The sequence below is a fragment of the Bartonella sp. TT121SHDZB genome, assembly GCF_042193415.1.
GTDB lineage: Bacteria > Pseudomonadota > Alphaproteobacteria > Rhizobiales > Rhizobiaceae > Bartonella.
This window is the reverse complement of sequence record NZ_JBHILR010000014.1, coordinates 1-23,191: the sequence shown is the minus strand read 5'-3', so window position 1 is coordinate 23,191 and position 23,191 is coordinate 1. Positions and strand designations below refer to the sequence as shown.

Here is a 23,191-nt window from a genome sequence, read left to right as displayed (position 1 = left end):
ACTTCTGTGATTTAAAGAACTGGAGTGTGAAGTGGAGACGTTTTATGGCATCAGCAGCAGAGCAATTTGCTTCCAATATAAACTTCGGTACCTTTTCGCGTGCAACTGAATTAAAAAAACGCATCTGGTTTACTCTGGCGGCACTTCTTGTATATCGTTTTGGCACTTATATCTCTCTTCCAGGTATTAATATTGATGCTTTACGGCAAACATTTGAACATCATGCATCGGGTGTATTAGGACTCTTTAATATGTTTGCTGGGGGTGCTGTTGGGCGTATGGCAATTTTTGCGCTGGGTATCATGCCTTATATATCGGCATCTATTATTGTGCAATTGTTAACATCTATTATTCCTTCTTTGGAAACTCTTAAAAAAGAAGGGGATTTAGGTCGTAAGATTATCAATCAATATACACGTTATGTAACAGTCGTATTGGCAATCCTACAAGCTTTTGGTATTGCGGTTGCGCTTGAAAGTGGTATAGGGACAGGGCTTCAAATTGTTTTAGAACCAGGTCTTATGTTTCGTGTCTCTTCTGTTATTACACTTGTTGGTGGGACAATGTTTCTCATGTGGCTTGGCGAGCAAATTACGTCACGCGGTGTTGGTAATGGAGTTTCTCTTATCATTTTTACAGGGATTGTAGCTAACTTTCCTTCTACTTTTGCTCAGCTTTTGACAGCTCATAGCCAGGCTGATTTATCAACTTTTCTTTTAATAGCAATCGTTCTTATTGCGGTTTTGGTTATTGGGCTTATTGTTTTTATAGAGCGCGCCCAACGGCGAATTCTTATCCAGTATCCGAAACGTCAGGTCGGTAATCAAATGTTTCAAGGAGATATGTCGCATCTTCCTTTAAAGTTGAATACTGCTGGTGTTATTCCACCTATTTTTGCTTCATCTTTATTATTATTACCTGCCACTATTAATAATTTTTCTGATAAAATGCCACAGTGGGTTCAGGCAATTTCTTATTCTCTTGGTCATGGACAGCCACTTTATATGATTATTTATGCATCTTTAATGGCGTTTTTTTGCTTTTTTTATACAGCTATTGTATTTAATCCAAGTGATACTGCAGATCAGTTGAAAAAGCATTCTGGCTTTATTCCAGGGATTCGTCCAGGTGAGCGTACAGCCGAATATATTGATTATGTTTTGACGCGTATTACTGTTGTGGGCGCTGTTTATATTATCTTGGTTTGTTTGTTACCTGAATTTATGATATCTGCATTACAGGTTCCTTTTTATCTTGGGGGAACATCCTTGTTGATTGTTGTTACTGTTACACTTGATACGGTTTCTCAAATTCAGGGACATCTTGTTGCTCACCAATATGAAGGGTTGATAAAAAAATCAAAACTTCGTGGAGGTAGAAGGAATCGATGAGAATTATTCTTTTAGGTCCTCCTGGAGCGGGAAAAGGTACGCAAGCAAAAATGTTGACTGAGGAATATAACATTCCTCATTTATCAACAGGAGATATGTTGCGTGAGGTGATTGCCAAAGAAACGGGGATTGGTAAAAAAGCTAAAGCTATTATAAGTTCTGGTGCTTTGGTTCCTGATAGTATTGTTAACCAAATCGTATCAGATCGGATTGATGAAGCTGATTGTGTAAACGGTTTTGTTTTGGATGGGTATCCGCGAACTGTGGGGCAGGCGGAAGCGTTGCAACAGATACTAGATTCAAAAAATATGCGGCTTAATGCTGTTATTGAGTTGTGTGTTGATGAAGACATGTTGATTGAACGTATGAAGAAGCGTGTTGAGGAAGCAATAGCGGCTGGTGAACAGGTTCGTTTAGATGACAATCCTGTTGCTTTTGCAAAAAGATTAGTAGAATATCGTGAAAAAACAGCTCCCTTATCAAAATTTTATTTAGAGAGGGGAATGTTGAAGGTTATTGATGGAATGATTGGTATTGCTGAAGTGACACGTATGATTAGAGGTTTTCTTTCATGAGATTTTTTTTAGAAATAAATGAAAAGAGTTGACTTTTGAGATGAAATCTATCAGAAGTAAACTTAATTTATTTTAGTGAAATAAGAGGATTCGGAAGAATTTTTTCTGAGCCTATTTTTTTTCTGTAAGGTATATCAGGTATTTTATAACAATTTGTCAAAATAACTAAGGAGAGTAGGCGTGGCTCGTATTGCTGGCGTCAATATCCCGACAAATAAGCGTGTAATTATTGCGCTTCAATATATCCACGGGATTGGACCAAAATTTGCTCAAGAAATTATTGAAAGAGTTGGTATTCCTTTGGGGCGTCGTGTGCATGAGCTTTCAGATGCTGAGGTGCTGCAGATTCGTGAGGCGATAGATCAAGGTTATCAAGTTGAAGGTGATCTTCGTCGTGACGTTGCTATGAATGTTAAGCGTTTGATGGACCTTGGTTGTTATCGGGGATTGCGTCATCGTCGGTCTTTGCCTGTTCGAGGGCAGCGTACGCATACGAATGCTCGTACGCGTAAAGGTCCGGCTAAGGCAATTGCTGGTAAGAAGAAATAAGGGCCTTTGTGGAAGGTTTTTATATATTCTTTTTCTTGTTTGATTTGTTTGACAAGGAAAAGAAGGTGGAGCTGCTGATGTTACGGCAGTGATGAGATCGTTGAAAGGGAAATTATGGCCAAGGAAGCCACACGTGTTCGTCGTCGCGAACGTAAGAATATTTCATCAGGTGTTGTGCATATTAATTCAACCTTTAATAACACAATGATTACGATTACTGATGCTCAGGGTAATGCAATTGCTTGGTCATCTGCGGGGGCTCAGGGGTTTAAAGGTGCGCGTAAATCGACACCTTTTGCCGCTCAAGTTGCTGCGGAGGATTGTGCAAGAAAAGCGCAAGAGCATGGTATGCGTTCTTTGGAAGTTGAAGTTTGTGGACCTGGATCAGGGCGTGAATCTGCTCTACGTGCATTGCAATCTGTTGGTTTTGTCATTACTTCTATTCGTGATGTAACACCAATTCCTCATAATGGATGTCGTCCGCGGAAAAGGCGGCGTGTTTAATTGGGTGTTGTTTTTTGTTGTCGGAGATTTCTCTGATGTTCACATTGGTCGTTACGATTGAATGGTAACGGAACTAAAGAACGGGAATAAAAATATGATCCAGAAAAACTGGCAGGAACTTATTAAACCCAATAAGGTTGAATCATGTGCGCATGATAATCCAAATATTATAAGTGTGATTGCTGAACCTCTTGAGCGTGGTTTTGGTTTAACGTTAGGAAATGCGCTTCGTCGCGTGTTGTTATCTTCGCTTCGTGGTGCTGCTATTACTGCTGTGCAGATTGACGGTGTCTTACATGAATTTTCATCGATTCCAGGTGTGCGTGAGGATGTTACGGATATTATTCTGAATATAAAAGAAATTGCGCTTCGTATGGAAGAAGAAGGGCCTAAACGTGTCGTCGTTTATAAAGAGGGGCCTGGTGTCGTGAAAGCGGGAGATATCAGTACAGTTGGGGATATGGAAATTCTAAATCCAGATCATGTTATTTGTACTCTTGATGAAGAAGCTGAAATTCGCATGGAATTTATTGTCAACACAGGAAAGGGATATGTTCCATCTGATCGTAATTGTGTTGATGATGCACGTATAGGGCTTATTCCAATTGATAGTCTTTATTCACCAATCCGTAAGGTATCTTATAAAGTAGAAAATACACGTGAAGGTCAAGTTCTCGATTATGATAAATTAACGCTCACGATTGAAACAAACGGTGCTGTTAATGGTGAGGATGCTGTTGCTTTTGCAGCGCGCATTCTTCAAGATCAATTATCGTTATTTATTAACTTTGAAGAGCCACAGAAGGAGCCTGTTGAAGAGGCTGACTCTGAGCTTTCTTTTAATCCTGCACTTCTCAAAAAAGTGGATGAATTAGAACTTTCAGTTCGTTCGGCAAATTGTCTTAAGAATGATAATATTGTCTATATTGGTGATCTGATTCAAAAAACAGAATCTGAAATGCTTCGGACACCGAATTTTGGTCGCAAATCGTTGAATGAGATTAAAGAGGTTTTGGCGTGTATGGGGTTACATCTTGGGATGGAAATTCCGGCGTGGCCGCCTGAAAACATTGATGATCTTGCGAAACGTTATGAAGATCAATATTAGAATTAGAATTTAAGGAGAGGGCTTATGCGCCATAGTAAGTCAGGACGTAAGTTAAATCGTACTGCCAGTCACCGTAAAGCGATGTTTGCAAATATGGCAACTTCGTTGATCGAGCATGAGCAGATTGTGACAACGCTTCCAAAGGCTAAAGAAATTCGTCCTATTGTTGAAAAACTCGTTACTCTTGGTAAGCGTGGTGGTTTGCATGCGCGTCGGCAAGCTATTGCAGCACTTCGTGATACAGGAAAGGTTGCAAAATTATTTGATACGCTTGCGCCACGTTATGCGTCACGCAACGGTGGGTATTTGCGTATTATGAAAGCGGGGTTTCGTACCGGAGATAATGCACCAATGGCTGTTATAGAATTTGTTGATCGTGATGTTGAAGCGAAGGGTGCTGGGGATCGTGCTCGTATAGAATCTTCTGAGAATGAAAAGGGGACATCTTCATAAAGTTTTTTATCTGTTGGATTTTTAAAGGCCGCCTTGTCTTGGGCGGTTTTTTTGTGAGCATTTTTAAGTTTGTTTTAGTTGAGAAATAGGTGGAGAGAGAAAATTATAGAATATTGAATTATCTTATTTTTATAATATTTATTGTTCAAATAGATTGTTTTTATTCTCTATTATGAAATATTAATAGAAGTCCTTAGTTTGCGGGGATGCGTTTTTTATTCTATTAATCTTCAACAGAATGTGCTGATTTTATAAGGAGTGGATTATGAGGTATTCTTTTTGGGTGCGGATTTTTTTTGCAATTATGATGCAGATATCATTTGATCATGTATATGCTCATGTTCCTCAAACACAAACAGAAATCACTCTTTCATTTGCTCCTTTAGTTAAAAAGACGGTTCCATCTGTTGTAAATATTTATGCAGCTCGACAAATTAGAGCACGATCACCTTTTGAAGGTGATCCATTTTTTGAGCAATTTTTTGGTCGTTTTCAAAATAATTTTCCTGTCCGTAAGCAATCGTCATTAGGATCGGGGGTGATTGTTGATGCACGTGGTTTGATCGTTACAAATTACCACGTCATTAAAGACGCAAGCGAAATTAAAGTGGCTTTTTCTGATGGGCGAGAGTTTGAGAGTAAGGTCGTGCTCAAAGATGAAGCGACTGATATTGCAATTCTTGAAGTTGATGCAAAAGATGCTCAATTTCCCGTTTTACCTTTGGGAAACTCTGATACTGTTGAAGTTGGTGATCTTGTTCTTGCTATTGGTAATCCTTTTGGTGTTGGTCAAACGGTTACAAGTGGTATTGTTTCAGCGCAAGCGCGTACACGTGTTGGGATTTCTGATTTTGACTTTTTTATTCAAACAGATGCTGCCATTAATCCAGGGAATTCGGGTGGCGCTTTGATTGATATGAAAGGTGAGTTAATCGGGATTAATACGGCTATTTATTCGCGTTCCGGTGGTTCTGTAGGGATTGGTTTTGCTATTCCGGTTAATCTTGTAAAAGTGATGCTTGATACTGTTAAACGCGGTGGAAAATATTTTGTACCGCCTTATATTGGGGCATCTTTTCAAAATGTTACACCTGATATTGCTGGTGGTTTAGGTTTAGAACGTCCCTATGGTGCTCTTATTGTTGAAGTTATCAAAGATAGTCCTGCTGAAAAAGCTGGTTTGAAAGTGGGTGATGTGATTTTGAGTGTGCAGGGGGTGCGCGTTGATAGTCCAGATAGTCTTGGATACCGTTTGATGATTGCGGGTATTGGGCATAGTCTTGCTTTAGAATATTTACGAAGTGGAAAAACGTTAAAGACACAAATAACGGTTTCATCGATATCGGAAACTACATTTTTAAAATCTGAAAAAATTACGGGTGAGAGTCCTCTTGCTGGTGCTGAAGTGTTGGACTTAACACCGCAAAATAGTCGACGTTTTCATCTTCCTATATCTGCAAAAGGTGTTGTGATTACCAATCTTGATGAAATGAGCAATGCTGCTGGAATTTTTCAGTTAGGAGATATCCTACGTGTTGTAAATGGCCATAAAATTCAAACAGTTCATCAGTTGAAAAAGATTCTTATGCAAGCGCGTTCGCGTACTTGGCAATTGGAATATGAACGTGATGGGATGTATATTCGCCAATTTATTCGTTGAGGTTTTTTTTGAAGAAAGATTTTTTTACTTCGTCGTTTGATCTTCAAGTTAATAAAAGTCAGCCACTTGCAGAAAGAATGCGCCCTTGTTCTCTCAATGATGTTGTAGGACAAAAGCATTTGATTGGAGAGGATGGTTTGCTTTCACGTATGGTGGCAGCTGGCTCAATTGGATCGATGATTTTTTGGGGACCTCCAGGGACGGGAAAAACAACCGTTGCACGTTTGTTGGCCCTTGAAACAAATTTCGCGTTTGAACAAGTTTCTGCTATTTTTACAGGAATTTCTGAACTTAAAAAGATTTTTGAAGTTGCGCAAAGACGTTTTATGTCTGGGGATAAAACACTTCTTTTTGTTGATGAAATTCATCGGTTTAATCGTGCACAGCAGGATAGTTTTCTTCCTGTTATGGAAGATGGTACTGTGGTCCTTATAGGTGCAACAACCGAAAATCCTTCTTTTGAACTTAATGCTGCCCTTCTTTCGCGTGCACGTGTTTTAACATTTCTTTCTCATGATCATGAAAGTTTGGATATGCTTTTGAGGCGTGTTGAAGAAGTGGAGGGAAAATTTCTTCCCTTGGATAATGATGCCAGAGACGTTTTGATAGAGATGTCTGATGGTGATGCACGGGTAGCGTTGACATTGGCAGAGGAAGTTTGGTCTATTGCACCATTGGGAGAGATTCTTAATGTTGTTGCTTTGCAAAAAGTTATTCAGCGTCGTGCGCCTATTTATGATAAAGGACGAGAAGGGCATTATAATCTCATTTCAGCTTTGCATAAATCTGTTCGTGGATCTGATCCTGATGCGGCGCTTTATTATTTGGCACGTATGTTGGATGCTGGTGAAGATCCTCTCTATATTGGGCGAAGATTGGTTCGTATGGCTGTTGAAGATGTTGGTTTGGCAGATCCTCAAGCTCTTGTCATTTGTAATGCGGCAAAGGATGCCTATGATTATTTAGGGTCTCCTGAGGGAGAGTTGGCCTTGGCGCAAGCATGTCTTTATGTTGCAACTGCGCCAAAGTCAAATGCAGCATATCTTGCGTATAAAGCAGCACTGCGTTGTGCGCGCAAAAGTGGTTCTTTGCCGCCACCTAAGCATATCCTTAACGCACCTACGAAATTTATGAAGGAAGAAGGGTATGGAAATGGTTATTGTTATGACCATGATGAACCAGATGCTTTTTCAGGACAAGAATATTTTCCCGAAAAACTTGGACGTCAGAGTTATTATAAACCAGTTGAGCGTGGTTTTGAGCGTGAAATTGTGAAACGTCTTGAGTGGTGGCAACAGTTGCGCAAAAAACGTAAAGATCAAAATAAAATTTGAGTTGAAATACGTTTTTTATTGATCTCTTATGTTATTGTATGAGAAATTTAGCTTATATTTTAAACATTTATTGCATTGCTTGTAGAGATTTTTTTTGATATCTTCAAAAGTGCATATTTTTTCAAATTTAAATATATCATTCAACTTTTAAGCTGCTTTATTTTTTTGGCTTTTATTAAATAATATATTGATTTATAATGATAATTTATTGTTTCGTAAGTTGAATGAAAGTCTCAAATACCGTAAATTTCTCTCATTCCAAGCCTGTTATTTGTTGAATCAATCAAATCATTCGCTTGCAGGTTACAAGCAGGATTAGCGTGTAATAAAAACTGTACAAGAAAGGACTAAAAAATCCCTCTTATGAATTGTCTCAAGTGCCGAGAGCTGTCGCAATATTGGGGGATGATAAATAGTGTGATGGTTCCAGCTTTCTCCTTCTATAGTGTAAAGATGGTGGCGCCCAAAGGGTTTTACAGTATACCACATTCATAGGTATTGTCACAAAATGAGCTTGGAAGTGTTGAGAGATGTTTCTTAAATCAAGTGCATGAATATGCAATACAATAGCGTTTTGTTCTTCGATGCAATAGGGTATGAGGTTGATTGATGATGCGTTTTTTGTGTGATCAATAGCAGGAGAATTTTTAGTCTCTCAAGTATTTAATCAAAGGGATAAGCAGGAGGGCTATAGAACATTGTGTTGAAATTTAAATTGTTCCTTTTCTAGAGAGATATAAATATGTTAACTATGCTCCCATAGAGATATTACTTTATTGGAGTTTATTATGTGTCATAAGATAAGCAATGCCAATTCTTTATTGTGATGGTCATGAATGTTTATGGACATAATGTGGAGATAGGAATGGAAATAGTCTGTGAAAATCTAAACTCAAGCCTTTAGTTAAATTAAAAGTACAGTGTACACTAAAGTTTTAGGTTATTATGAATCGGTCAAGGATATAATCGTGGATAAAACAAAAGCTCTCGATGCTGCTCTCTCACAAATTGAACGTTCTTTTGGTAAAGGCTCGATTATGCGTCTTGGGCAAAAAGAGCAGGTTGTTGAAATTGAAACAATTCCAACAGGGTCGTTATCCTTAGATATTGCTTTAGGGATTGGTGGATTACCGAAGGGGCGTATTGTTGAGATTTATGGACCAGAAAGTTCTGGGAAAACAACATTGGCTCTCCATGCTATTGCTGAGGCACAGAAAGGTGGTGGGATTTGTGCTTTTATTGATGCAGAGCATGCGCTTGATCCTATTTATGCGCGTAAGCTTGGTGTTGATTTAGAAAACTTGTTCATTTCTCAGCCAGATACCGGTGAACAGGCATTGGAAATTACAGAAACGTTGGTTCGTTCTGGTGCCGTTGATGTGCTTGTTGTGGATTCTGTCGCAGCTTTAACACCGCGAGCAGAAATTGACGGTGAAATGGGTGATGCTTTGCCCGGATTGCAAGCTCGGTTAATGAGTAAAGCGTTACGAAAATTAACCGCAGCAATTTTTCGCTCTAACTGTATGGTTGTTTTTATTAATCAAATTCGCATGAAAATTGGTGTGATGTTTGGTTCTCCTGAAACGACAACGGGTGGAAACGCTTTAAAGTTTTATGCTTCTGTTCGTTTAGATATTCGTCGCATTGGATCCATTAAAGATAGGGATTCAATCGTTGGTAATCAGACGCGCGTTAAAGTGGTGAAAAATAAATTGGCACCTCCATTCAAACAGGTTGAGTTTGATATTATTTATGGTGAAGGTATTTCCAAAGTAGGTGAATTGATTGATTTGGGTGTCAAGGTTGGCATTGTGGAAAAATCTGGTGCATGGTTTTCTTATAATTCTCAGCGTTTAGGACAGGGACGTGAAAATGCAAAGCAGTTTTTACGTGAACATGCGGAAGTCGCAGCAGAAATTGAAGCGGCTTTGCGCCAAAATGCTGGTTTGATTGCCATTGAACTGCTAGAAAATGCAGGGGCAGAAAATACAGAAAGTGATGAAGCTATTTGATGGGACGTTTTTTTCGTCTATAATTTTTTTCCTTTAAGATTTTTCTGTTTTTTGTTTGAGTTTTTAAATACGCAGTCATTTTATTCTCAATTTTTTAAAACAAATATTCCATTTTTGATTAAATTGACTCCATGCGTGGCGAAGAGGATTTAATGAGGGGGGATTTTTCTTTTATGGTTTTGTGCTGTATTGAGCAGGTGTCAACATGAATAGTGTTAATAATATTCGGTCAACATTTTTGGATTATTTTCATCGTAATGGGCATAAAGTTCTTTCTTCTAGCCCTCTCGTTCCACGTAATGATCCTACACTTATGTTTACAAATGCAGGGATGGTGCAGTTTAAAAATGTTTTTACTGGGCTTGAACAGCCCCCTTATACGCAGGCAACAACGGCACAAAAATGTGTTCGTGCAGGTGGAAAGCATAATGATCTTGATAATGTTGGTTATACGGCGCGCCATCATACATTTTTTGAAATGCTGGGTAATTTTTCTTTCGGTGATTATTTTAAAGAAGAAGCCATTTTTTTATCATGGAATCTTTTAACAAAGGAATTTTGCCTGCCAAAAGATAAATTATTGGTGACAGTTTATCAGAGTGATGATGTTGCTGCCGAACTGTGGCGTAAAATTTCTGGTCTTCCAGATGAAAAAATTGTTCGTATTGCGACGGCTGATAATTTTTGGTCGATGGGAGAAACAGGACCTTGTGGACCTTGTTCGGAGATTTTTTATGATCATGGTGATGAAATCTGGGGCGGTCCTCCTGGAAGTGCTACTGAAGATGGGGATCGCTTTATTGAGATTTGGAATCTTGTTTTTATGCAGTATGAGCAAGTTTCCAAGGAAGAACGTGTTAACTTACCTCATCCTTCTATTGATACAGGCATGGGATTAGAGCGTATTGCTGCTGTTTTACAGGGTGTTCATGATAATTATGACATTGATCTTTTTCGTGCATTAATTGCTGCGTCAGAAGAAATTACAGGGATTGAGGCAAAGGGTGATTTTATTGCCAGCCATCGTGTTATTGCTGATCATCTTCGCTCATCTGCATTTTTGATTGCTGATGGTGTGCTTCCTTCTAATGAAGGAAGAGGATATGTTTTACGTCGTATTATGCGTCGTGCTATGCGTCATGCCCATCTTTTTGGTGCTAAAGAGCCCTTAATGTGGCGACTTTTGCCTGCTTTAATTCGCGAAATGGGACAAGCTTATCCTGAATTGGTGCGTGCAGAATCTTTGATTTCAGAAATTTTGAAGTTAGAAGAAATACAGTTTCGTAAAACGCTTGAACGAGGACTTGGTTTGTTGAACGAAGCAAGTACTAATCTTAAAGAAGGGGACTATTTGAATGGTGAAGTTGCTTTCAAGCTTTATGATACCTATGGTTTTCCGCTTGATTTGACGCAAGATGTTCTTCGTCGTCGAGGAATCTCTGTTGACGTTGGTGCTTTTGATAAAGCGATGGAACGCCAAAAAGAGGAAGCGCGTGCCAATTGGTCTGGTTCTGGGGAAGCTGTAACAGAAAAGATCTGGTTTTCTGTTCGTGATCAAGTGGGGGCTACAGAATTTTTGGGTTATGAAACAGAAAAAGCTGAAGGAATTCTTACAGCTCTTGTGTGTGATGGTAAAATTGTTGATCATATTTCTTCAGGTCAGAAAGCTATGCTTGTTGTTAATCAGACGCCTTTTTATGGTGAATCTGGTGGGCAAATTGGTGATAGCGGTATTATTTCTGGTGAAAATTTTATTTTTGAGGTGCATGATACCCAAAGAAAGGGTGATGGTGTTTTTATCCATATTGGGGAGGTGAAATCTGGTCAGGCATCGAGGTCTGATTGTGTCGAATTAACGGTTGATATTGTTCGTCGTAAGAAAATTCGTGCGAATCACTCTGCTACTCATTTGTTACACGAAGCTTTACGCCAAATATTGGGGGATCATGTTACTCAAAAGGGCTCTCTTGTATCGCCAGATCGGTTGCGTTTTGATTTTTCTCATCCAAAATCCGTTTCACCAGAAGAGTTGAAAAAAATAGAAGATTTAGCCAATGAGATTGTTTTGCAAAATAGTAAGGTCGTAACGCGTCTCATGGCTGTAGATGATGCAATTTCTGAAGGAGCCATGGCATTGTTTGGGGAAAAATATGGTGATGAAGTTCGCGTTGTTTCTATGGGGGAGCTCCTTGAACTGGGAGGATTAAAAAAGCGTTGGTCAATTGAGCTTTGTGGAGGGACTCATGTGGAGCAAACAGGTGATATTGGTTTAATTCATATTGTTTCTGAAAGTTCTGTTTCAGCTGGAGTGCGGCGTATTGAAGCTTTAACAGGCAAAGAAGCACGTCTTTATCTTAGCCGCCAAGATGAGCGTATTCATGAAATTGCTGATCTTTTAAAAACTTCTTCTGCTGGTGTGGAAGAACGGGTGCGAATTTTGCTTGATGATCGTCGTAAACTTGAAAAAGAGTTGAATGATGTACGCAAGAAAATGGTGTTGAGCGGTGGAGTAACAGAAAGAAGCCAAGGTGATATTACCATCATCAATGGGCTTTCTTTTACTGGACGCGTTGTTAAAAATATTTTACCACGGGATCTTAAGGCACTCGTCGATTCTGAGAAAAAACAAATTGGATCTGGAGTGGTTGCTTTTATTAGTGTCACGGAGGATGGAAAAGGGAGTGCTGTTGTCGGCGTTACAGATGATTTAACGGATAAGTTAAATGCTGTAGATCTCGTTCGTATTCTTTCAGCGATTCTTGGTGGTAAAGGTGGAGGTGGCCGTTCTGATATGGCACAGGCTGGTGGTCCTGAGGGGAACAAAGCTGATGAGGCATTTGCGGCATTAAAAGATTTTCTTGAAAAAAATTAAATTAAATCATTCTGCATAGGTGTTTTTCACATTGTTATATTGAGTTGGCATCTATGTATCATGAATATCTGTCTGGTGTATTTCTGAAATGCAGATACAGCGTAATTGGGGAAAATACAATTGTAAAGATAAAAACAGTGTTTGTCTTTATAGCTTCCAAGCGTTTCAGGAGTCACTTTTTTAAGATAAGATAGATTATGCAGCACTTCATGCTTTGCTGTGTATTCTTTTACTGGGGAGAATAGTTATTATGTTGCTCTTATAGATTTTTTGAAGAAATATCTCTTTTTATGAAAGGAATAGTACAAGATTTATTGCATACGATTATCCTTATAAAGTTATAAGCTGTCATTATTCTATTAGTTTTCAAATGAATAAAATCTCTTTCCTTGAAAAGGCTTATAAAAGAGTTGTTGTATTTTAGAGCTATTGTGTTGTTTTTATTTTGCTTGTTATGTACAAGAAAACAGTTTTTTGGTTTATTATTAAAAGGTTTTGAAAAGAATATTCTCCTATCTTTATAAATCTTTATTTCAAGTTATAAAGTAATGAATTATCAATATAAATCAAATGAATACCACATAAATCTAAAGATTTAGATTAATATCTAATTTATTTATGATAAAATTGCTTTAATACATTGAGTTATAATGATAATTTATCGTTTTATCTTTTGAATAAGAGCTACGAATATTCGTAGGATTTTATTATTTCAAATTCTGTGTATGTTAAATTAATCAAAACCACTCACGAATGTCGTTGTGAAATGGGCTTAAGAGCATTGAGAAATGTTTTTTAAAAAAATCATATGAATGTGCAAAACAATGATGTTCTGTTCTTTATGCGAGAACTATAAAGAACGTGATAAACAAAAGTGCAAAGCAATACATAATATTCATTATTTAAAAGATATTTCTTTAGTTCGTTTTGAAATTCGTAAAGTTGAGTAAAAAGAAGACGGTAAAACTGGAAATTGTTTTTACCTTTACATTTTCCCTAAATGAGAATGTATACTCGTCAATATATACAGATATAGGGAAATATTTTTGTCCCAATCTAGTAAAATTGCAATAGCAGAGAAAATACTAAACTGTTTTAATATTTGTCTTAAATACCTAAAATGGATTGTGGCATTTTTAGAAATCTTTTTACTTGTATCATATAAGCACTCTTATTGTATTGAAGAGACATTTTTTGCATAAGATCTATGAAGAGTATCGTTTTTATGAAGCTATGGCTTCATGTAAGAGAATAACATTTTCTCCTTCTCTTTCTAGTGGTTTGATTGTTAAACCACTGGCCGTTAAAAATTGAGAGAGACGTCCCTCTTTATCGATTAATTCTTGAAAGTTTCCTTTTTCAATTAAATGACCATCTTCCAGAAAGAGTACTACATCAGCATTGCGTACTGTTGAGAGGCGATGTGCTATAATAAAAGTAGTGCGGTTATGGCTTATGCAATCGAGAGCATCTTTGACACGTGCCTCTGTTTCAACATCAAGAGCGCTTGTTGCTTCATCTAGAATGAGAATAGGGGCATTTTTTAAAACAGCGCGTGCAATTGCTAGTCGCTGTTTTTCTCCACCTGATAATTGAGATCCTCGTTCGCCCACCATTGTGTTATAACAGTCAGCTTTTTTTAGAATAAAATCGTGAGCTTCTGCTATTTTTGCGGCTTCATAAAGTTCTTCATTCGTTGCGCTCGCTTTTCCTATTGAGATATTGTCATGAATAGTACGGTTGAAAAGACCCGAGTCTTGAAATACTGTTGCTAAAGATTTGCGTAAAGATTCGCGATTGATCGAGCATATATTTATTCCATCAATGGAGATATGCCCAAGGGTAGGGTCGTATACGCGCTGCAACAGATTGATCAATGTTGTTTTTCCAGCCCCTGTTGGTCCTACAATCGCAACAGTTTGTCCTGCTTTAACCTCAAAGGAAATATCAAAAACACCTTGAGAAGAATTTGGGAATTGATAGGTCACGTGATGAAATTGTATGGCGCCTTTAACATTTTGGAGGGAAGGAAGATTTTGCGGTTCGTTAATATGAAAGGTTGAGTCTTCCATTTCAAAAAAATCTTGCAGTTTTGCTTGTGAGGATATTGCACAATTAATAAAATTGCTCATTTGGTCTAGGCGGCTAATCATGAGTTGTGCAAATCCAACAAAAGCAACGACTTCACCTACCCGTAATTGATCTTTTGCAACAAAAAAAGCTCCAAGGAGAAGAACACAAACGATTGAAATTGTTGAAGCCATTCGATTTAAGCCACTGGCGAGCGCCCACCAATTGAGAACAGGATTTTGTGCTTTAAGAAGAGCATTTGTATGTTGATGCAGTATAGAAGTTTCTTCTTTTATTCGGTTATAACTTTGTACAATGGAAACATTAGAGATTGAATCACTGACATGTTTAAAAAGGTTGTGGTGGTAGCATTCTACAGCGGCTTGTCCGTCTTTTGTTTTTCGCATCACTAAACGTGCAATTAATACATAAATGATGGCAAGCACAACCAAGACTATTGAAAGACGCCAATTCATATTAAAGGCTATGGGGATGAGAACCAATAAGGCGACAAGTGTTGAGAGATGTTGGCGCATAAAATCAAGCCATATGGTTGACATGGAATCTATAGCGCGCAAAAGTGTATGGAGTGCGTTGGAAGTCCCACGTTGTTGATGCCAAATTAAAGGCATGGCAATGATACGTTCGAAAGATTCCGTTAAAACCGTTAAGCGACGTCTATGGGCTAAGCGGTCTGCACCGCGAGCAACAAGGACATAAGCGATAATATGTGAAAGTCCAAAACCAACCCAAATGGCAAGAGTAGGGAGGATAGCTAATTTTTCTGTAATAGAATCAATAACGCGTCCAAATAAAATAGGTTCTGCAATGGTGATAATCGCTAACATAACATTAGCAGTACAGATTAAAAGGGATGCATTTTTTTCTCTGTTTAGGTAAGTGAGAACACGTGCATAGGTTTTGAATAAGGACACTGTTAATTATCTCCATTCGCTGTTAAGCGTAAAGGCTGTTGATTTTTATAACGCTTAATTTTTAGCTAATAAAATTTGAACGTTAAGAAAAGGCAATTTTGGATACTAACTGTAATATGGTGTGATAAAGCCAACTAAAATATGAATTTTTGTGTTTATAAAGGCGCAAAAATAGGCATCAGGCAAGGGAACTTTTATGGCAGGCGTAGAAATAAAAAAAGTTGAGGCAGATGAAAATGGAATGCGCTTAGATCGCTGGTTTAAAGTGCATTATCCAGGACTTGGGTTTGGAATTTTGCAAAAATTGTTGCGTTCTGGTCAGATACGGGTTGATGGTGGACGTGTTAAAGCCGATACGCGTCTTTGTATAGGGCAGTCTGTTCGTATTCCACCTCTCCCTATTGATGACAAAGAAAGTCTTCCAATAACGGATAAAACCCTCCGTGGGCAGGATGATGGAACCGTTTTGAAAAAAATGCTGCTTTATGAAGACCCAAAGGTATTTGTTTTTAATAAACCAGCTGGGTTGGCTGTACAAGGAGGCTCTGGTTTAACACGTCATATGGATAGTATGCTTGAGATATGGCGCAATAAAAAAGGTGAAAAGCCGCGTTTGGTTCATCGTCTTGATCGTGAGACGTCGGGGGTGCTTATTGTTGCGCGATCAAGGGGAGCTGCTCAGTCCTTAACAGCTGCTTTTAGAGCGCGAGAAACAAAAAAGACTTATTGGGCGTTGGTTCGGGGTGTGCCTAAAAAAAAGCAGGACAAAATTTCAACGTGGATGGTTAAGGAAATGACTGCACAAGGTGACAAAATGCGTGTTTGTGAACATGGGGAGCCAGATTCACATCATGCGGTTTCCTACTATCGCGTTTTAGATACGCGAGGGCGGACTCTTTCGTGGCTTGAAATGGAACCCTATACTGGGAGAACACATCAGCTTCGTGTGCATGCTGCCCATATGGATCATCCTATCATTGGCGATACAAAGTATTTTTTTTCTGATAGTAATTGGACATTACCAGGAGGAATTCAAAATCGTCTTCATCTTCATGCACGTCGTATTCGTATTCCTCATCCTTCAGGAGGAATATTGGACATTGTTGCACCTTTACCACCTCATATGGTTCAAAGTTTTAATCTTTTGTCTTTTAATGAGAGTGATGCTGAAACCGACTAAACAAACTTCATTTGTTCTTTTTGATTGATACAAATTTTGTCTATAAATTTGATAAGATGAATAGGGCATCATTTGAAGAAAGTTTTTGATAAGTCAATCGCTATGAGAAAATTGTGTTTTTGAGTGATGAAATATTTCGAATATCATGGCTTTTTTTCTACAGCTCTTTATTCATATTGATTGTATTGTTATTTTTGGATATGGTGTATCGTTTAATAATCTGAGTTTATGAAGCTGCTCCTTTGAATTATCTATAGAGGTCATATATTGGGGAGGCGTGTCTGTTGAGGGAGATGAGTTAGATAAAATCTGAAAGATATTTACTAAAATAGTGAAAGCAATTTTAGTTTTTTCATGGGGAATAATGGAGGCATTTTATAGTAATGCTGAGGAAAAATAGCCTCTCAAAAAATTCCTGTTGTCAAGGAGTTTTGTTTTATTATCAATGTGGTTCGATATGCTTATAGTATAGACTTATGCTTTGTATCTTTGCTTACACAATGAAGCCTTCTTAGCAAAGTTTTCCTTTCAATGAGCAATTATTTTTCTACTTACTTAGTTTATCCAAAAGATTATTTTTCATAAAAGAAGAAATAAGTTTTTAGTATCTTAATGCTTCATTGAAGTGAGCTCATCACATTGAAAAAATATCTAGACAAAAAATTGGAGATAAAACGTCAGGTGCGTTTTATTGCTCTAAGGAGGGCTTGAACACTTTTGTTTTTTCTAGTGAACAAAAACAGATATTTATTATGGGAACATTCAAAGGGGGGATAAGTTGAAATGAGGAGTGACTGATGGGATCATTATTGATTGACGTTAATAACGTCTCAAAAGTATATCGCAACATTGACAGAGGAATTGGTTTTAAAAACAAGGTGTTTTCTCTCTTCAAGCCGGTTTATACAAATCATCATGTGTTAAAAGATATGAGTTTTACCCTCTTTTCAGGGCAATCGTTAGCAATTCTTGGCCCTAACGGAGCGGGTAAATCGACACTGATTAAAATACTTTCTGGTATACAATACGCTGATGAGGGATGTGTTAAAGTCCTTGGTGTTGATCCTTATAAAGCGAAGAAAAATCTGTTCAAGTCCTTGGGTGTGGTCTTTGGTCACAAGAATTGTTTATGGTGGGATTTGCCCTTACGCTACAGTCTGGATATGGTTCAACCATTATATGGTCTTGAACACGCCTCTTTTACCCGTGATCTTAAAGAGATTACTGAGTTGCTGGGTCTTGAGCGTATTATGGATAAGCCAGTGCGGATGCTTAGTCTGGGTGAGAGAGTGAAAAGTGAATTGGCATTTAATCTCTCCTTTAGACCTAAACTGTTGTTTCTCGATGAGCCAAGTATTGGTCTTGATATTACATCTAAGCATGAAATCAGGGAGCTTCTTAAAAAACTGAAAAAGGAGCGTGGCACTGGGTATATCATCACAAGTCATGATATGGGAGATATTGATGGATACGTCGATGATATTATTCTTTTGCATAAAGGAAAGAAACAGTTTCATGGTAATCTTCATGCGCTTAAAAGTGTCATTCCTTCTTTGGTGAGAATGACACTTTTTTGTGAACATATGGCTGCACCTTCAGCTGTTGTAGAAAAAATTGATGAGATTGCGTTGAAATTATCTACTCCTTTAAAAGATAAGCACTTTAACGCTGAAGAATGCTCGCTGGAGGTTTCGCTGCCCCGTGAGGATTTTGCGCGTTTTGTACGCGAAATTACAACCGAATTGAACTGTACGTTCTCTGTATTCACTCCCTCGCTTGAAGAGATGCTCCGTGTTAAATTTAAAGAATTTATCTAACCACTGCTTTGGTATGTTTCTTTTTGCCAAGAATGGATTACTCACTGTTCTAAGTGATAGAGCAATGTTTTTTACCGATATTATCATTGGGACACTTTCGCCATTTGTTATTCAACTTCTATTATGGAATGCACTTTTCTCTGATACGGGCAATACCATCAATGGCTTTAGCTTTTATGATATGATGTATTATTATGCTTTTGCTTTAGTCCTAGGTCGCTTAAATAATGGTTATAATGTGATTAAGTTTTTCTCTCATCATGTTAAAGAAGGTCAATTAGAAGTATATCTTACAAAGCCCTTTAGTTATATGACACAAATGCTTTTTACTTTTTTAGGGGAGAGTGTATTATATAGCATCCCGTTATTGGCTCTTTTTGTTGTTAAGCTTGTTTTATCCTATGAAAATATTCTGGGATTGGTCATCGCTTTTCTGTTCTTTTTTCTGGTTGTTATTCTATCACAATTGCTTTGTTTTTTACTCTCTTTTGGAATTGCCTTATTAAGCTTTTGGGTGATTGAGTACAATATATTACTCTCTTTCAGTATTCTCAGTTCAACGCTTCTTGGGGGTGTTCTTTTACCACCATCTGTTTGGCCGGTGTGGCTTATTCCGCTTATGCAATTTAATCCCTATCGTTTCATGATATCAGCTCCTGCCGAGTTTTTCGCGACGCAAAATTTAGCGTTGTTTCAGCAGTTTATTTTCGGAAGTTTTACTTATATTTTGTGTTTTTTATTCTTAATTTATATTGCTTGGAATAAAGGGATGAAAGCATATAATGGAGCGGGTGGTTGAGATGAAAATAATCCTTCATTTTATCAGTCTGAATATCCGCCGACAGATTGTTTATGGTAAGAATTTGGCTGGGGAGTTTATTCTTTCTCTATGCTATTATTTTATTCAATTCATATTTATTGATAGAATATCTTCTTTTTCAGGAAAGATCGGTAACTATAGCAGAGGTGAAATCCATTTTATCTTTGTTGTCTTTGTTTTACTTGGAATATTTTTGAATATTTTTACTAATTCTATTGAAACGTTTTTTGAAAAAGTAGCGGATGGTAAAATTGAACCATACTTGATAAAGCCCGTTTCAATCTGGTTGTTGATGTTGTTTGGTTGGTGTAAACCTCTTAATCTGATCAAGCTCTTTGTTCTTTATGTTAGTGCCTATTTATTTGTATCATTACCGAATATATCCGATCTTAAGCTAAGATGGATCTCTTTTATTGTTGCAATATTTTGTGTTTTTATCGTCAATATTTGTTTTTTCATGATGTTTAATTTTGTAACATTTATTATTAGCCGTAAGATGCCTGTCGAATATTTTCATGAAATGATTTACGAGCTTTCATTTGTACCAATAGGAATTTATCCTTTAAGCATCGTAAAATGGCTTTTGTTTATGCTTCCTATGGCTTTTTCTGCTTCCTTGCCTGTGTCATTGTTGCTTGGTAAAGGCGAATGGAATATTGGATATCTTCTGTTGAGCGCTTTTCTTTCCATGGTCATGACTTTCATAAGTTATAAGAAAACAATGCGTAAATTTAATGGATTAGGGGGATGAGATGAAAGTCAGCATGATTATAAAAATAAAAAATTGAGTGAAATTCTATCGTACTGTAAAATATCGTTATTTATGCTGGCGGTATAGGGTATGTAAAATTTACACATGAGGATTTTTATTAGACATATTCATGCATAAAATCGGTTGTATTTCTATAGCTATGAGCAAAGAATTTACAACAGAAATCATAGAGTTAAATTTCTTGGTTTTAGATCAGTTTTAGTTTGAGTTTGGATAGCTGCTTGATGACACAAGCCAATTGTAAGATGGTGTACAATATTAGTAGTGCTTTTTCCTCCGAGCAAAATTTACTTTTGTTGCGTTTATAGTGCTAAAAAACTGTCAAAGAGGGGTAATTTTTAGATGTGTAGAATGTGGTTATTCGTGCGGATTTTGTTGGTGCATTCAATATATTATTACGTGGATGAGTTTTTGCTTAAACAATAAGAAAATTGACAGAATAAAGCTTTTAAGTTGCCTGATAGAAAGCTAAGAGCTGCGCTAAACAACATAATAGCAATTATCAAGAAAACAATCACATAGAGATTTTTCAGCATGCTGAGCAGTCAAAGTTCAGTTAATAATTGCTTGGAAATAAAAGTATTCACCAATCCAAGCAGGCAAAAACGATGGCAACGCAACTGATCTCAATAACATAATTAAATATATTTCTTTGTTGCACTTGTAAACCAAGAAAATTATACTTGATTTTATTATGAATTTCTTATTTCATGTTATGATTTTATTTAATAAAAAGATAATTATTATGTAATATATTTAGTATAATTATAAATATTATTATTTAATTGAAAATATACAATTTAAATACATACAATATAAACATAATATATTTATATTATTTTAAATAGGTTATTTAAAAAAGTAATTAAATAATATATTATTTTGTAAAAAAATATTTTCTATTTTTTAATTATTAATAAGATCATTTTTCAATTTTTCTTAACAAGGATAAGAGAAAAATGAAGTTTTACATCCTCTTTTACAATAAATAAAAATGATACTTTAATCTGGTGTTGCTCTCTAAGCTTAGAGCTATACAGATGTTGTTGCTTATCATTAATAAAACTAACGTGATTGATGATGTAGAGATTACAAAGGGCTAAGTTTTTTTACATGTAATTCATATCTTTTACAAAATTTTAAAAATAATAACACAGAAAAAATGAGTGAGGAAGGAATAGTGAACAAAAGTGATAAGCTTATAGTGAATCTATATTTTAGTCTGTTATTGAAGTGTTGTAGTGATTGAGATTAAAATATCACAATAGTGAACACTCTGATTAGAGAAGATTGTTTGCTAGAAAATAATCTATCCATATCGACGTTATTTAAAATTTTTTTTTAATATATATCTACGCTAATTTTCGTGATTGATATCTTTTCAGTTGATATTCGATATCATATCAAAAAACACAATAAAGTCAATAGGTTGTGTGAAATTATTTTATATGAATCCACTTAAGAATCCACACTTTTATACGTGATTCATTTGACTATTTTTGATATAAGATTGCCATGTATGAATAGAGCATAAAAAGCAAATCATGATGTAAATATTATAACGCATGTGTGCATTCAAATGCAATGAAAAGCCGATATCATTCATAACAGTTCATAAATTTTATGATACGTTTTTATCACAGCACAAATCACATTGTTTTAAATTTAGTCGTTTGAAAATATCGATAACATACGTTTAAAGATCACATCTTGTTTTAATGATTGGATTGTTAATCGCATGATAAAAACACAAGATTTGCAGTCCTCAAAATTGGCGAGCGCAAAATAGAGAGCTGTCATAACAGCATCATCATAACACCGAACATTTTAAAGATTGCATAAAAGGATTTAAAGACAAGATCGATTTTATAACCACGGTATTTTTTTACCGAGGTAGGAAATAAAGGTCATGAAATTCAAAATGCTATATCTTATGAAATGAAAAGCCTTTTAATGAATAGATTGCAGGCTAGTCTTTAAGAATGGAACTATTCGCTTCCACAAAAAAATGGAGGCAAATAATGCCATGGCAGTAGAATAACTATCTACTTTAGATTTGGTACTAAAAACGTTTTAAAAGTTATAGTTTAAAAATACGAAACCAAAAGAGCTCTTTCCAAATTTGGGGGCAGCTATTTAGACAAGATAAGCAAGTAAAATTTAAAATCGTTGTAACATCATAAGGTATGGGTTTTTACTTAATTTTGAGTCAAAAGCTGTAATATTTAAGAATGCTCTATTCTAAGATAACATCCCCAAAATGGACCGGCTAATTTTTAAAGAAATTAGGTTTTAAAGAAAAGTACAAATACGCTTATGAGAACCTCTTTAAATGCACGTTTAAACGTTTGAAACATAAAATGAGATCTTTATAAGAAACGTTAAAACTTTTTTTTATTACAGTTATAACTTAGTTATCATTTGCTCTTAAGAATGTTTCATTTATGAAAAACGAAGATCTAGATTTCACAGCAGAGCAAAATCTTAAAAACCTTACACTTTATAAAAGCGGTTGTTTATTGTCTTATGAGAGATTGTTTTAAAAACCAATGTTCATAAATGTAAAAGAACGTTTTTAAAAAGACATTTGTTTAATAAGCATTTGCTTTTGATTTGTTTGATTTTAGACAAAGCGTTCTTTTAATTCACTCAGTTCGATTTTGAGCTTAATATTTTGAAACGTTTTTAAAAGAAGCGTCATGATCATGTGCTTTGTTTTAAATGAATCTCTTTAAAGATAAAGACGTTATGTTTGATACGTTTGATAGCAACGAAAAGCGTTTATAGACTCTCTTATTCAAATAAGTGATTAAAGATCATACGCATCGTTTACATTCCTTTTGATAAGTTTTCATATGTTTAATAAAGCGTTTGCAATATGATACCTTTTGTATATATGCATTCATTATTGATTTCGTTTATATGAAATATTTGCACATACCTCCATTGAAAGCCGCGTCATATCATTGGCACGGCTTTCTTTTAACTCTCTCTTTTATGATATGTATATTAAGCAATGCATCTTATGATACGTTTATAGCCATCAAGAAGGCACCCCCATATCTATTTTTATTCTGTTTCCTCAACAATCTTGACAAGGTTATCGCTTTCATAAACCTCATAATTTATAGGAACTTCC

Annotated in this window: 15 protein-coding genes; 14 read left to right on the top strand and 1 reads right to left on the bottom strand. The window is 36.3% G+C overall.

Features of this window, described 5'->3' with window-relative positions; all coding sequences use genetic code 11:
• Positions 1–44: 44 nt before the first annotated feature.
• The 10 genes from secY to alaS all read left to right on the top strand — a co-directional run bounded on the left by secY (position 45) and on the right by alaS (position 12,458).
• Positions 45–1,391, top strand: a complete 1,347-nt coding sequence (secY, locus tag ACFIKI_RS07625; RefSeq protein ID WP_375622345.1) for a preprotein translocase subunit SecY — start codon at positions 45–47, stop codon at positions 1,389–1,391.
• Positions 1,388–1,966, top strand: coding sequence for an adenylate kinase (locus tag ACFIKI_RS07620; RefSeq protein ID WP_375666631.1), 579 nt, complete (start codon positions 1,388–1,390; stop codon positions 1,964–1,966). The genes secY and ACFIKI_RS07620 overlap by 4 nt, the downstream gene beginning before the upstream one ends.
• A 180-nt stretch (positions 1,967–2,146) precedes the next feature.
• Positions 2,147–2,515: a 30S ribosomal protein S13 gene (gene rpsM, locus ACFIKI_RS07615; RefSeq protein ID WP_375622347.1), complete on the top strand. Its 369-nt coding sequence runs from the start codon at positions 2,147–2,149 to the stop codon at positions 2,513–2,515.
• A 114-nt stretch (positions 2,516–2,629) separates the two neighbouring features.
• Positions 2,630–3,019 carry a 30S ribosomal protein S11 gene (rpsK, locus tag ACFIKI_RS07610; protein ID WP_007347762.1) on the top strand — a complete coding sequence of 130 codons (390 nt, stop codon included), beginning with the start codon at positions 2,630–2,632 and terminating at the stop codon, positions 3,017–3,019.
• 94 nt (positions 3,020–3,113) lie between these two features.
• Positions 3,114–4,127 (top strand): DNA-directed RNA polymerase subunit alpha, encoded by a 1,014-nt coding sequence (locus tag ACFIKI_RS07605; RefSeq protein ID WP_375611485.1) that lies wholly within the window; start codon positions 3,114–3,116, stop codon positions 4,125–4,127.
• A gap of 24 nt (positions 4,128–4,151) precedes the next feature.
• Positions 4,152–4,580 (top strand): 50S ribosomal protein L17, encoded by a 429-nt coding sequence (rplQ, locus tag ACFIKI_RS07600; RefSeq protein ID WP_039758073.1) that lies wholly within the window; start codon positions 4,152–4,154, stop codon positions 4,578–4,580.
• Positions 4,581–4,845: 265 nt separating this feature from the next.
• Complete coding sequence (locus ACFIKI_RS07595; RefSeq protein ID WP_375666629.1) at positions 4,846–6,240, top strand: DegQ family serine endoprotease; 1,395 nt, start codon at positions 4,846–4,848, stop codon at positions 6,238–6,240.
• Between the two features lie 8 nt (positions 6,241–6,248).
• Complete coding sequence (locus ACFIKI_RS07590) at positions 6,249–7,574, top strand: replication-associated recombination protein A (RefSeq protein WP_375666627.1); 1,326 nt, start codon at positions 6,249–6,251, stop codon at positions 7,572–7,574.
• A gap of 968 nt (positions 7,575–8,542) precedes the next feature.
• The gene (gene recA / locus ACFIKI_RS07585; protein WP_375666625.1) at positions 8,543–9,586 is read left to right on the top strand and encodes a recombinase RecA; all 1,044 of its coding nucleotides are present in this window, start codon (positions 8,543–8,545) and stop codon (positions 9,584–9,586) included.
• Between the two features lie 205 nt (positions 9,587–9,791).
• Positions 9,792–12,458 carry an alanine--tRNA ligase gene (gene alaS, locus ACFIKI_RS07580; RefSeq protein ID WP_375666623.1) on the top strand — a complete coding sequence of 889 codons (2,667 nt, stop codon included), beginning with the start codon at positions 9,792–9,794 and terminating at the stop codon, positions 12,456–12,458.
• A gap of 1,223 nt (positions 12,459–13,681) precedes the next feature.
• Here alaS and ACFIKI_RS07575 read toward each other — a convergent pair.
• Entirely contained in the window at positions 13,682–15,463 is a 1,782-nt protein-coding gene (locus ACFIKI_RS07575) for a glucan ABC transporter ATP-binding protein/ permease (protein ID WP_375666622.1), read from the bottom strand.
• 196 nt (positions 15,464–15,659) lie between these two features.
• Here ACFIKI_RS07575 and ACFIKI_RS07570 point away from each other — a divergent pair, with 196 nt between their 5' ends.
• The 4 genes from ACFIKI_RS07570 (at position 15,660) to ACFIKI_RS07555 (ending at position 20,031) form a co-directional block, all read left to right on the top strand.
• The gene (locus ACFIKI_RS07570; RefSeq protein WP_375666621.1) at positions 15,660–16,643 is read left to right on the top strand and encodes an RluA family pseudouridine synthase; all 984 of its coding nucleotides are present in this window, start codon (positions 15,660–15,662) and stop codon (positions 16,641–16,643) included.
• A 797-nt stretch (positions 16,644–17,440) separates the two neighbouring features.
• A complete protein-coding gene (locus tag ACFIKI_RS07565) occupies positions 17,441–18,460 on the top strand; it encodes an ATP-binding cassette domain-containing protein (RefSeq protein ID WP_375666619.1) in 1,020 nt (339 codons plus the stop codon).
• Positions 18,435–19,259, top strand: coding sequence for an ABC-2 family transporter protein (locus tag ACFIKI_RS07560; RefSeq protein WP_375666618.1), 825 nt, complete (start codon positions 18,435–18,437; stop codon positions 19,257–19,259). Before ACFIKI_RS07565 ends, ACFIKI_RS07560 begins: the two co-directional genes overlap by 26 nt.
• Positions 19,243–20,031, top strand: coding sequence for an ABC-2 family transporter protein (locus tag ACFIKI_RS07555; protein ID WP_375666617.1), 789 nt, complete (start codon positions 19,243–19,245; stop codon positions 20,029–20,031). Before ACFIKI_RS07560 ends, ACFIKI_RS07555 begins: the two co-directional genes overlap by 17 nt.
• Positions 20,032–23,191 lie beyond the last annotated feature (3,160 nt).

Bases quoted from the DNA above. Each gene is read 5' to 3' on its own strand.
- secY (WP_375622345.1), top strand. From the start codon at position 45: ATGGCATCAGCAGCAGAGCAATTTGCTTCCAATATAAACTTCGGTACC.
- ACFIKI_RS07620 (WP_375666631.1), top strand. From the start codon at position 1,388: ATGAGAATTATTCTTTTAGGTCCTCCTGGAGCGGGAAAAGGTACGCAA.
- rpsK (WP_007347762.1), top strand. From the start codon at position 2,630: ATGGCCAAGGAAGCCACACGTGTTCGTCGTCGCGAACGTAAGAATATT.
- ACFIKI_RS07605 (WP_375611485.1), top strand. From the start codon at position 3,114: ATGATCCAGAAAAACTGGCAGGAACTTATTAAACCCAATAAGGTTGAA.
- rplQ (WP_039758073.1), top strand. From the start codon at position 4,152: ATGCGCCATAGTAAGTCAGGACGTAAGTTAAATCGTACTGCCAGTCAC.
- ACFIKI_RS07595 (WP_375666629.1), top strand. From the start codon at position 4,846: ATGAGGTATTCTTTTTGGGTGCGGATTTTTTTTGCAATTATGATGCAG.
- alaS (WP_375666623.1), top strand. From the start codon at position 9,792: ATGAATAGTGTTAATAATATTCGGTCAACATTTTTGGATTATTTTCAT.
- ACFIKI_RS07570 (WP_375666621.1), top strand. From the start codon at position 15,660: ATGGCAGGCGTAGAAATAAAAAAAGTTGAGGCAGATGAAAATGGAATG.
- ACFIKI_RS07565 (WP_375666619.1), top strand. From the start codon at position 17,441: ATGGGATCATTATTGATTGACGTTAATAACGTCTCAAAAGTATATCGC.
- ACFIKI_RS07555 (WP_375666617.1), top strand. From the start codon at position 19,243: ATGGAGCGGGTGGTTGAGATGAAAATAATCCTTCATTTTATCAGTCTG.